Annotated in this window: 8 protein-coding genes; 2 read left to right on the top strand and 6 right to left on the bottom strand. The window is 44.6% G+C overall.

Annotated elements, in window-relative coordinates; genetic code table 11:
• From AACQ21_RS09440 to tig, 6 genes are all read right to left on the bottom strand, one after another.
• On the bottom strand, nt 1–1,058 hold a 1,058-nt coding region (locus AACQ21_RS09440; protein ID WP_181185587.1), incomplete at its 3' end, for a SurA N-terminal domain-containing protein.
• Nucleotides 1,059–1,215: 157 nt separating this feature from the next.
• Nucleotides 1,216–1,488, bottom strand: a complete 273-nt coding sequence (locus AACQ21_RS09435; RefSeq protein ID WP_026027116.1) for an HU family DNA-binding protein — start codon at nt 1,486–1,488, stop codon at nt 1,216–1,218.
• Nucleotides 1,489–1,683: 195 nt separating this feature from the next.
• Complete coding sequence (gene lon, locus AACQ21_RS09430) at nt 1,684–4,035, bottom strand: endopeptidase La (protein WP_105977376.1); 2,352 nt, start codon at nt 4,033–4,035, stop codon at nt 1,684–1,686.
• A gap of 120 nt (nt 4,036–4,155) precedes the next feature.
• The gene (clpX, locus tag AACQ21_RS09425; RefSeq protein WP_013857185.1) at nt 4,156–5,436 is read right to left on the bottom strand and encodes an ATP-dependent protease ATP-binding subunit ClpX; all 1,281 of its coding nucleotides are present in this window, start codon (nt 5,434–5,436) and stop codon (nt 4,156–4,158) included.
• A gap of 83 nt (nt 5,437–5,519) precedes the next feature.
• The gene (clpP, locus tag AACQ21_RS09420; protein WP_010317461.1) at nt 5,520–6,146 is read right to left on the bottom strand and encodes an ATP-dependent Clp endopeptidase proteolytic subunit ClpP; all 627 of its coding nucleotides are present in this window, start codon (nt 6,144–6,146) and stop codon (nt 5,520–5,522) included.
• A gap of 105 nt (nt 6,147–6,251) precedes the next feature.
• Nucleotides 6,252–7,553, bottom strand: a complete 1,302-nt coding sequence (gene tig, locus AACQ21_RS09415) for a trigger factor (RefSeq protein WP_105977375.1) — start codon at nt 7,551–7,553, stop codon at nt 6,252–6,254.
• Between the two features lie 581 nt (nt 7,554–8,134).
• On the opposite strand from tig, the gene AACQ21_RS09410 reads away from it, so the two are divergent.
• Nucleotides 8,135–9,922 (top strand): sensor histidine kinase, encoded by a 1,788-nt coding sequence (locus AACQ21_RS09410; RefSeq protein WP_105977374.1) that lies wholly within the window; start codon nt 8,135–8,137, stop codon nt 9,920–9,922.
• A gap of 49 nt (nt 9,923–9,971) precedes the next feature.
• Nucleotides 9,972–11,312: a sigma-54-dependent transcriptional regulator gene (locus tag AACQ21_RS09405; RefSeq protein WP_047690794.1), complete on the top strand. Its 1,341-nt coding sequence runs from the start codon at nt 9,972–9,974 to the stop codon at nt 11,310–11,312.
• The last annotated feature ends 24 nt before the right edge of the window (nt 11,313–11,336 follow it).

The following is an 11,336-nucleotide window of genomic DNA, read 5'->3' as shown; positions in this document are numbered from 1 at the left end:
CCAAATTCAGATTTGACCAACCCTGTGATATCCCCTATCTGTTCGATAGCAAAGGCTGCTTGTTCAAAAGCTGGGTCCATCACATCATGTTCAATCCAACCTAGCGACCCCCCCTCTTCTGCGCTTCCTACGTCTTCTGATTTTTCTTTCGCTAAAGTCGCGAAATCAGCGCCAGCATTCAGTTCATCGAGAATCGCCTGTGCTTTAGTTTTATCATCACCTTGAACCAAAATATGGCTTACTTTACGCTGTGCTTGAGTGGAGTATTTGTCTAAATGCTCTTGGTAGTACTGCTCGGCCTGTTCATCAGACACTACAATTTGGTCTTTCAATTGTTGGGCAGAAAGCTCGATATAAGCCACTTTAACCTGCTCTGGACGGGTATAGCGCTCTGCATTTTGTTGATAATATTGAGTAATTTCTTCATCACTCAACTCAACATTTTTAGCAAAGTCGCTGAGTGACAATGTGAGTGCACGGATATCACGGGTTTGAGAGATCAGTTCACTTTGCTGATTAACTTCACCCTGCAACGTAAATTCACTACCTTGGATAGCACTAAGTAACTGGTTACGGATAAGATCACGACGTAGATATTCTGCAAAGCTTTCAGCAGAGAAACCTGCACGGCGAAGAGCTGCTTGATAGATTTCTTGGTCAAACTTACCGCCAGTTTGGAATTGGGGCATGTCTAAAATCATTTTACGAACCTGATCATCGCTCACTCGTAAACCTAGTGATTGTGCATGCTGCTCCAACAATAAATCGTTAACCATACGATCAAGCACTGACTTACGAAATGACTCGACATACTGAGGATCAGCGAGCAAGTTAGCAAAATAATCCCCTAATTGGGATTGCATGCGATTGCGCTCGTTCTGGTACGCTTGTTCAAATTCACCACGGCCAATCTCACTATTGCCAACTTTAGCCGCAGCATTACTGCCACCGCTGACCAAGTAGCTACCGACACCTGCGAATACGAATGATAAGATAATCATTCCTAGAATAATTTTCACCGCGATGCTGTTCACGCCTTCGCGTAATCGATCCATCATAATCTAACTGCTCTCCGGATAAGAAGCTTCACACTTCAGCCTAAAAATTGAATAGCGCGATAATATCAGAAAAAGAAATGCGCATCAGTAGGATGCGCATAATTTCAAAAGGTTCGAATTAATTTTGCGCTTAAGCCGCAAAAAATAACGATTTTGATTAGTTGCAAGCGTCTTTAAGCGCTTTGCCTGCTTTGAAAGCAGGTACTTTTGCTTCTGCGATTTGGATCTCTTCACCCGTTTTAGGGTTACGACCCGTGCGCGCTGCACGAGTGCGAACGCTAAATGTACCAAAGCCAACAAGCGCTACTTGATCGCCAGATTGAAGAGTGCCACTAACGGCTTCGATGAATGCATCAAGAGCACGGCCTGCCGATGCTTTAGAGATGTCAGCGTTTTCTGCGATTTTTTCTACTAATTGTGTTTTATTCACTGTGATTCCCCTTTGCGTCACCCATTATTATTTTTTAACGGTGACTTTTCGTTCCATTAAGTTCCCAAACTAGCTTGAAGCCTTATTACATCTGGGCTGCAAGCTATAGGGGCTTACGTTAGCGCCCAAAAAAAACGCTGACAAGCCTTTTTAAGCCTATCAGCGTGATCTTTTACTTATTTTTGCTGCACATCACTATTTTTTAGCTTCAAATTCAACCCCAGAAGGGTCTCGTTCAAGTGCGATCTTCAAAACTTCATCAATCCATTGAACGGGAATGACTTTTAGATCAGCAATCACATTTGCAGGGATCTCTTCCAAATCACGCTCATTCTCTTTTGGGATCAATACGGTGGTGATACCACCACGATGTGCTGCGAGCAGTTTTTCTTTCAAACCACCGATAGGTAATACTTCACCACGCAACGTTATCTCACCCGTCATCGCGACTTCCGCTTTCACAGGATTACCCGTCAAGCTAGAGACAAGCGCCGTACACATAGCAATACCCGCGCTTGGGCCATCTTTTGGTGTTGCGCCTTCTGGCACGTGAACGTGAATGTCACGCTTTTCATAGAAATCAGCGTTAATCCCTAATTTCTCGGCGCGTGCGCGAACCACCGTCATCGCAGCTTGAATGGATTCTTGCATCACCTCGCCCAGAGAACCAGTTTGCGTCAACTTGCCTTTGCCAGGCATTGATTCGGTTTCAATAGTCAGCAAATCACCGCCTACTTCTGTCCATGCTAAACCCGTAACTTGGCCAATTTGGTTACTGTCGTCGGCTTTGCCAAAATCACAACGTTGCACACCTAGAAACTCTTTTAAATTCTCTTGGTTGGCTCCCACGGTTTTTATGTCTTTATTCAACAAGATTTTCTTCACCGCTTTACGGCAAATTTTTGAAATCTCTCGCTCTAAGCTTCGTACGCCCGCCTCACGTGTGTAATAACGGATAATACCAATGATGGCTGAATCTTCGATAACAATTTCATGAGGCTTCAAACCATTCCGCTCAACTTGCTTAGTCACTAGATGGCGTTTAGCAATATTCAGCTTTTCGTCTTCTGTATATCCGGAAAGGCGGATAACTTCCATACGGTCAAGCAGCGGACCTGGGATGTTCATTGAGTTTGATGTCGCAACAAACATGACATCAGACAAGTCATAGTCCACTTCTAAATAGTGATCGTTAAAGGTGCTATTTTGTTCAGGGTCAAGCACCTCCAACAATGCGGAAGATGGGTCACCACGCATATCTGAAGACATTTTGTCGATTTCATCAAGCAGGAACAGTGGGTTTTTCACGCCAACTTTCGCCATTTTTTGAATCAACTTACCCGGAAGAGAACCGATGTAAGTACGGCGGTGACCACGAATTTCTGCTTCATCACGCACTCCACCTAACGCCATACGGGTATATTGTCGACCTGTTGCCGCCGCTATCGAGCGGCCAAGAGACGTTTTACCAACGCCCGGGGGACCAACAAGACACAAAATTGGCCCTTTCAGCTTGTTGATACGACTTTGTACCGCGAGATATTCTAAAATACGCTCTTTGACACGATCTAAACCGTAGTGATCGGCATTTAAAATCTCTTCAGCTTTTGCCAAATCTTTCTTAACTTTTGAACGTTTTGCCCAAGGAACATTGACCATCCAATCAATATAGCTACGCACAACGGTTGCTTCTGCAGACATTGGAGACATCATCTTTAATTTCTGCAGCTCTTGTTCCGTTTTTTGGCGCGCTTCCTGCGGCATTTTGGAATCGTCAATCTTCTTCTTCAGCATTTCAAATTCATCAGGTGCGTCATCCATCTCACCTAATTCTTTCTGAATCGCTTTCATCTGCTCGTTGAGGTAATACTCACGCTGAGATTTTTCCATCTGCTTTTTAACGCGACCACGAATGCGTTTTTCAACCTGTAATAGATCGATCTCCGCTTCCATTTGTCCCATTAAAAATTCCAAACGTTCACTGACATCAACGATTTCGAGAACTTTTTGTTTTTCAATCAATTTCAATGGCATGTGAGCGGCGATGGTATCAGCCAAACGCGCTGCTTCATCAATCCCATTTAACGACGTTAATACTTCAGGCGGGATTTTCTTATTGAGTTTGATAAAACCATCAAATTGGTTGATTGCGCTGCGAACGACGACTTCCTGCTCTTTATCATCCAACTCAGGAGTGACAAGATACTGCGCTTCTGCGGAGAAAAATTCACGCTCGATGAAGCGATCAATTTTCGCTCGCTGTTGGCCTTCAACCAACACTTTCACGGTACCGTCAGGTAATTTCAGAAGTTGTAAAATCGTTGCAACTGTCCCGACTTCAAAAAGATCTTCAATTTTCGGTTCGTCGGTTTCCGCTTGCTTTTGTGCCACAAGTAACACTTGCTTGTTGTTATCCATCGCCGCTTCAAGGCATTGGATGGATTTTTCTCTGCCAACAAACAAAGGAATGACCATATGAGGATAAACCACCACGTCACGTAGAGGTAGTACGGGGATCTCGATACGCTCGGAACGTTCCAAGTTCATATTATTCTCTCTTCCGCTTCAACTGATTACCGAGTATATGGGGGCTAACTCACTGGATTCAATAACAGAATAAAAAAAAGGAGGTATTTGCTACCTCCTTTAAATATTTCTGATTGAGATTTACTCTGCGCCAGCCGCTTGGCTCTCATTTCCGCTGTAAATTAGTAGCGGTTGTGATTCACCATTAATGACTGATTCATCGATAACCACTTTACTGACATCGTTTACCGATGGCAGTTCATACATGGTTTCGAGTAGTACACCTTCCAATATTGAGCGTAAACCACGTGCGCCCGTTTTGCGGTTCATTGCTTTTTTTGCAATGGCGCGCAATGCGTCTTCACGAAACTCTAGGTCAACGTTCTCTAACTCAAACAAGGCTGCGTACTGTTTCGTCAGCGCGTTTTTCGGCTCACACAAGATTTGAATCAGTGCTTCTTCATCCAGCTCTGTCAAGGTAGCCGTTACGGGAAGACGACCGATAAATTCAGGGATCAACCCATATTTTACCAAATCTTCAGGCTCTACTTGATTGAACAACTCACCGATAGTTTTGGTTTCATCTTTAGAACGAACTTCCGCACCAAAGCCAATACCTGAACCTGTCGCAACACGTTGTTCAATCACTTTATCTAGGCCCGCAAATGCACCACCACAGATAAAGAGGATTTTGGATGTGTCTACCTGTAAAAACTCTTGTTGTGGATGCTTACGGCCACCTTGCGGCGGAACCGAAGCGATAGTGCCTTCCACCAATTTCAACAGCGCTTGCTGAACCCCTTCACCTGAGACATCTCGGGTAATTGAAGGATTTTCTGCTTTACGAGAAATCTTATCAATTTCATCGATGTAGACGATACCACGTTCCGCTTTTGCAACGTCATAATCACATTTTTGCAGCAGCTTTTGGATTATGTTTTCAACATCTTCGCCGACATAACCTGCTTCAGTTAATGTGGTGGCGTCTGCCATTGTGAAAGGTACGTCTAGGAAACGAGCTAATGTTTCTGCAAGCAGTGTTTTACCACTACCTGTTGGGCCAATAAGAAGAATATTACTCTTACCTAACTCAACCCCATCGCTCGTTTTATCACCGTTTCGTAAACGCTTGTAGTGATTATATACGGCCACTGCGAGCACTTTTTTTGCATGTTCCTGGCCAATCACATAGTCATCAAGATGTTCACGGATCTTATGCGGCGTAGGTAACGCCTCAGATTCCTTTTTTGGCAGAACATCCTTAATCTCTTCACGAATGATGTCGTTACATAAATCAACGCATTCATCACAGATGTAAACAGAAGGACCGGCGATCAGCTTGCGAACTTCGTGCTGGCTTTTGCCACAGAAAGAGCAATACAACAGTTTACTACTACCGCTCTCTTTGCTTTTGTCTGTCATTCGCTAACCTCTTAGCCTTTACTTTTAATCGTCTGAGTGTAACTCAAATTACGCCAAAATGCGTTAAACAATTCTGAGAACTGTTATTCGCCGCGGTGACGCAAGACTGCATCGACTAAACCGTATTCCACAGCTTGGTCAGCAGACATAAAGTTATCACGGTCGGTATCACGCTCGATAACTTCAAGCGGTTGGCCTGTATGCTCAGCAAGCAATTTGTTGAGTTTTTGCTTGATGGTAAGGATCTCTTGAGCATGGATCTGGATATCCGAAGCTTGGCCTTGGAAACCACCTAAAGGCTGATGAATCATCACGCGTGAGTTAGGCAACACATAACGTTTCCCCGGAGCGCCACCAGCCAATAGGAATGCTCCCATTGAACAAGCTTGGCCCATACAAACAGTGCTAACATTCGGCTTGATGAACTGCATGGTGTCATAAATTGACATACCAGCAGTCACACTACCTCCTGGCGAGTTGATGTAGAGGAAAATATCTTTATCAGGGTTTTCCGATTCTAAAAACAACAGCTGCGCTACAACAAGGTTAGCCATGTGATCTTCAACTTGACCTGTTAAGAAAATCACTCGTTCTTTGAGTAGGCGAGAATAAATATCGTATGAGCGCTCACCGCGGGAAGTCTGCTCAACCACCATGGGTACTAGCGCGTCAAAAATTGGCGACATTGCGTTTTTTTCTTGGTAGCTCATATTGTTATGTCCCTAAAATAAATGGCCCGAATGATGGGTATCACACGGACCATTGTTAGCAGAATAGTTAACCTGTAGTCAACCACCTACGCTACATATTGCTTATTAAGCAGGTTGCTGGTTCATTAGCTCATTGAAGCTAACAGCCTTTTCAGAAACCTGTGCTTTAGCAATGATCGCGTCGATTGCTTGCTCTTCTAGAGCAAGGTTACGCATGTTGTTCATCATTTGCTGATTTTGAGAATAGTATGCCATTACTTCAGCTGGATCTTCGTACGCTGTTGCCATCTCTTCGATCAATGCTTTCACTTTATCTTCGTCAGCTTTTAGCTCTTCAGACTTGATCACTTCACCAAGAAGTAGGCCAACCACTACGCGACGTTTTGCTTGTTCTTCGAACAATTCACGTGGTAGTTGAGCGGCCGCTTCTGGGTTACCGCCAAAGCGTTGCGCAGCTTGTTGACGCAGTACGTCGATCTCTTGATCGATCAGGGCAGAAGGAACATTGATATCGTTCTCTTTTACTAGACCTTCAATCGCTTGCTCTTTAATGCGGTTTTTTACTGCTTGCTTAAGTTCACGTTCCATATTCTTGCGAACTTCAGCTTTCAGCGCTTCAACGCCACCTTCAGCGACACCGAATTTGGCAACGAACTCGTCGTTTAACTCTGGTAATTCACGCACTTCAACTTTGTTGATTTTAATTGCGAATTTCGCCGCTTTACCTTTTAGATTTTCCGCGTGGTAATCTTCAGGGAAGTTAACGTCGATTTCAAATTCCATACCTTTGGTTTTGCCAACGATACCGTCTTCAAAACCAGGGATCATGCGACCTGCACCCATTTCTAGAGGGAAGTTTTCAGCTTTACCGCCTTCAAACTCAACGCCATCAATAGAACCAACGAAATCGATCGTCGCGCGCGAACCCGCTTCCGCAGCTGCGTCTACTTCTTTCCACGTTGCTTGTTGCTTGCGTAACGTTTCTAGCATCTCAGCAACGTCTTCTTCCTTCACTTCAACCGATGGTTTTTCAACAGTGATGTTTTCTAGACCTTTTAACTCAACTTCTGGATATACTTCAAAAGTTGCATTGAAAACAAGGTCTTGGCCTTCTTCGATAGAAACTGGTGCGAATGTTGGTGCGCCTGCTGGGTTGATTTTCTCTTTTACGATAGCTTCAATGAAGTGGCGTTGCATCACTTCGCCCATGACGTCTTGACGTACCGCTTTACCGTACATTTGCGCAACCATTTTCAAAGGCACTTTGCCTTTGCGGAAACCATCGAAACGACGATTCTTAGCGATATTGCGTAGCTCTTTTGTAACTGCATCTTCGATGTTAGCAGCAGGAACAGTAATATTCAGACGGCGCTCTAGGCCTTCTAGCGTTTCAACAGTAACTTGCATTATTTATAAACCTCAAAACTGGCCCAGTATTTCTGAGCAATATGAGCCGCAACTTAGGCGATGCCTTGTGCTTGGCTGCATCCTTGTGTTGTGCTCTATCCGAACACTTATATTAAAACCAGCATCAACATTGGCCAAAAGACCCAATATTGGACTAATAAGCGATATCTTTAGAGACTCTAATGCATCACAAAAGGTATCTCTGATTAGTCTCAGGACAGAAAATTTAGACGCGACATTCTACCGACCAGAATCAGTGCTGTCGAGCCAATCACCGCAGAGAGATGATTCCGTACCCTAAATTGCTTTCTAAGTGCTAAAAATTCCACCAACGTGAAAAAGCACAGTTTTGAAATGGGGACAATAAAGGCTTTTTCAAGGGAATCGAGGCTTTTTTTACCCCAAAAGCGTAAAAAGAGATCTTGCTCCTGTTTTGCACCCCACAATTGCGCTCTTTTTAAACATCACCCAAAGGAAAACCAGTAGAATTATGAGTCAATGCTGGGAGCATTATCACTTGCAAAAATGGATATCTCTCGCAAAAGAACTGCCCTTGTCGCGCCGCTGAACATGGAGAAAGGATGCTACATATTCGCCGAGTAAACCTTATTTTTGTAACGTTATTTCTTTTGTCTACCGCGGCTGGGGCGCATTTTGTTTGGCGGCACAACTATCAAAGTTTATTGATTGAACATCAAGCTCAGCTAGAGCGATTCTCTAGCCACATCACCACAAAACTTGATAAATATGCACATATCCCAAGATTGCTAGCCAAAGATAAAGAACTCATTGACGCTTTACACAGCCCCAGCAATAGCGCCCAAATTGAAATCACTAATCGCTATTTAGAACAGGTCAATGAAGTGATTCAAGCCGCTGACACCTACCTCATCGACCAATATGGCAACACGATCGCAGCAAGTAACTGGCACCTCACTCATTCATTTATTGGCCGAAACTTCGCTTGGCGGCCTTACTTTAAAACGGCCATAACTGGGCAAGAGAGCCAATATTTTGCGTTAGGATCAACATCGGGGCAACGAGGATATTACTACTCCTACCCTATCGTTTATGCCGCGGATGTCATTGGCGTAGTGGTAGTGAAAATGGATCTTTCCGCGATTGAGGAAAACTGGCAGAGCAAACAAAGCTATTTTGTCGCCACCGACAGCAACAACATTATTTTCATGTCCAGCCAACCGGAGTGGCTGTTTAAAAGTGTTGCCATGCTGAGCGAAAGCGATCGAATTGCGGTTCAAAATAGCCGCCAATATCTTGATACCTCCATTCGCTCACTCGGATTGATCGGCGATTTCAGCGCATCCGTTGCCGAATGGGAAAATCCTTATCAAACTTGGATTAAAGGCGATTTCATCGTTTCAACCAAACCGCTGCCCAGTATCGGGCTAAACATTCGGGTTTTATCGCCCAAAATAAACATTTTCTGGGATAGCTTTGGATTTACTCTGATCAACAGCATGCTGTTTGCCATCGTCTACTTAGGGCTATTACTGGTTCATCACCGCCAACTCAAACAGCGCCAAATCGAACAGTTACAGTCTGAAGCAAAACAAAAATTAGAGTTTCTGGTGATGGAGCGAACCTCTGCACTGCACGCGGAAATTGCGGAGCGAAGTAAAACAGAGAGCATGTTACGCCAAACTCAAGATGAATTGATCCAAGCTGCGAAACTGGCTGTGCTTGGGCAAATGTCCGCCAGTATTAGTCACGAGCTGAATAATCCACTGGCCGCTATCCGCAGTTTTGCCGACAATGGGCGGCGTTTTTTAGCCAATGGTAAGCCGGAACGGACCGATGACAACTTGACTCGCATTTCAGCGCTCACCGAACGCATGGCTAAAATCAGTGAACAGCTCAAATCGTTTGCGCGAAAAAGTAACACCGATGAGAAAGTGAACGCGCAATTATTACCGATCATTTTGTCGACAAAAGAGTTGATGCAACCGCAATTTAAATCGAATTTGATTCAGTTTGAAATGGAATTACCCGCGATGGATCTTTGGGTGCGTGTCAATCCAATCCAACTAGAACAAGTCTTGATTAACTTGCTAACCAACGCGATACAGGCCCTTGAGGAACAGCATCAAAAATGCGTTCGTTTGAGCACTGAGTGCAAGGCCTCTCAAGTGTTGATCCATATTGATGATAACGGCCCGGGAATTACACAAGAAAAAATAGCCCATCTTTTCGAACCGTTTTTCACCACGAAAAAAAATGGCTTAGGCTTAGGCTTGTCGATTTCACAGCAGATAATACAAAGCATGGACGGTGAGTTAACGATGACCAGTTCACCGCAGTGTGGGGCGCGATTTTCAGTCTCTCTACCGATCGTTACGCCAAGCGCGTGATTTACAGACAAAGTATGGTTTAAAGATAAAAAGCAGTTAAGGACAACCAATGTGTGATGTATTTTTTATCGATGATGAGGCGGATATCCGTATCGCCATTGCGCAAAGTTTCGAGCTCGCCGACCTCACAGCGCGGTTATTTTCCAGTGCGGAAGAAGCCTTACTGGCGGCCAAAGCCGACGGGCTGCCTCTTGTGGTGGTGAGCGATATTTGCTTACCTGGCCTCAGTGGCCAGAGCTTACTCAACTCGATTCATCATCAAGATGCTGAGGTCCCTGTTATTTTGATCACAGGACATGGCGATATTTCGATGGCCGTACAAGCGATGCACGATGGCGCATACGATTTTATCGAAAAACCTTTTGCTACTGAACGCTTGATAGAAACCATCCACCGCGCGATAGAAAAACGCCACTTAACGTTAGAAAATCAACAGCTAAAACGCAGCTTAAAAGCGAGCCAAACTCTTGGACCACGCATTATCGGTAATACTGGCAACATACAAGCGTTAAGGGACACCATCACTCATGTCGCCGACACTCAGGCTGACATTCTACTGTTTGGCGAAACTGGCACAGGAAAGGAGCTGGTTGCTCGCTCGTTACATGAGCAGAGTTCTCGCCGCGAGCTCAATTTCGTCGCACTGAACTGCGGCGCAGTGCCTGAAAATTTGATAGAAAGTGAACTTTACGGCCATGAAAAAGGCGCCTTTACTGGCGCTGAAACCAAACGCATTGGTAAATTTGAACATGCACAAGGCGGCACCTTATTTCTGGACGAGATTGAATCAATGCCGATGCAGGCGCAAATTCGTTTATTACGCGTATTGCAAGAAAGAGTCATTGAACGAGTTGGGTCCAATACCTTGATTCCTCTGGATATTCGAGTCATCGCCGCAACAAAAGTTGATTTAAAGCAAGCAGCTCAAGCAGGCACCTTTCGTCAAGATCTCTACTATCGCTTAAACATTGTCACATTAGATATTCCACCACTTCGCCAACGTAAAGAGGATATTCCTGCGCTTTTCCATCATTTTTTGTTAGTGGCCGCGGCTCGTTACGGTAAAGCGGCAACCGCACTCTCTCAACCTGAAATGCAGCGCTTAATCAGCCATGACTGGCCGGGAAACGTGCGCGAACTACGCAACGCCGCAGAGCGCTATGTGCTATTGGGGAAACTGGCTCAGTTAGGCGACAGCGAGCCATCACAAAAATTACCCACCCATTTAGTCGAACAAGTGGCCGAATTTGAAAAATCCGTGATCGAACAAGCATTGATTGAGTGTGGTGGGCGTATCAATGAAACAATGGAAAGGCTCAACGTACCGCGTAAAACGTTGTACGACAAAATGCAGCGTTACGGATTAGACAAAGAGCTCTATAAAATATAGAGCTCTAATAACATACCGCAGCCA

The organism is Vibrio sp. V01_P9A10T6 (genome assembly GCF_963877065.1).
Classification (GTDB): Bacteria; Pseudomonadota; Gammaproteobacteria; order Enterobacterales; family Vibrionaceae; genus Vibrio; species Vibrio anguillarum.
Note: the sequence above shows the minus strand (reverse complement) of the source record. Positions and strands in the feature narration are given on the sequence as shown.

What these genes read in the sequence shown, in the direction of transcription:
- lon (WP_105977376.1), bottom strand. Translation starts at nt 4,035, where the DNA reads ATGAACTTGGAACGTTCCGAGCGTATCGAGATCCCCGTACTACCTCTA.
- clpX (WP_013857185.1), bottom strand. Translation starts at nt 5,436, where the DNA reads ATGACAGACAAAAGCAAAGAGAGCGGTAGTAGTAAACTGTTGTATTGC.
- clpP (WP_010317461.1), bottom strand. Translation starts at nt 6,146, where the DNA reads ATGAGCTACCAAGAAAAAAACGCAATGTCGCCAATTTTTGACGCGCTA.
- tig (WP_105977375.1), bottom strand. Translation starts at nt 7,553, where the DNA reads ATGCAAGTTACTGTTGAAACGCTAGAAGGCCTAGAGCGCCGTCTGAAT.
- AACQ21_RS09410 (WP_105977374.1), top strand. Translation starts at nt 8,135, where the DNA reads ATGCTACATATTCGCCGAGTAAACCTTATTTTTGTAACGTTATTTCTT.
- AACQ21_RS09405 (WP_047690794.1), top strand. Translation starts at nt 9,972, where the DNA reads ATGTGTGATGTATTTTTTATCGATGATGAGGCGGATATCCGTATCGCC.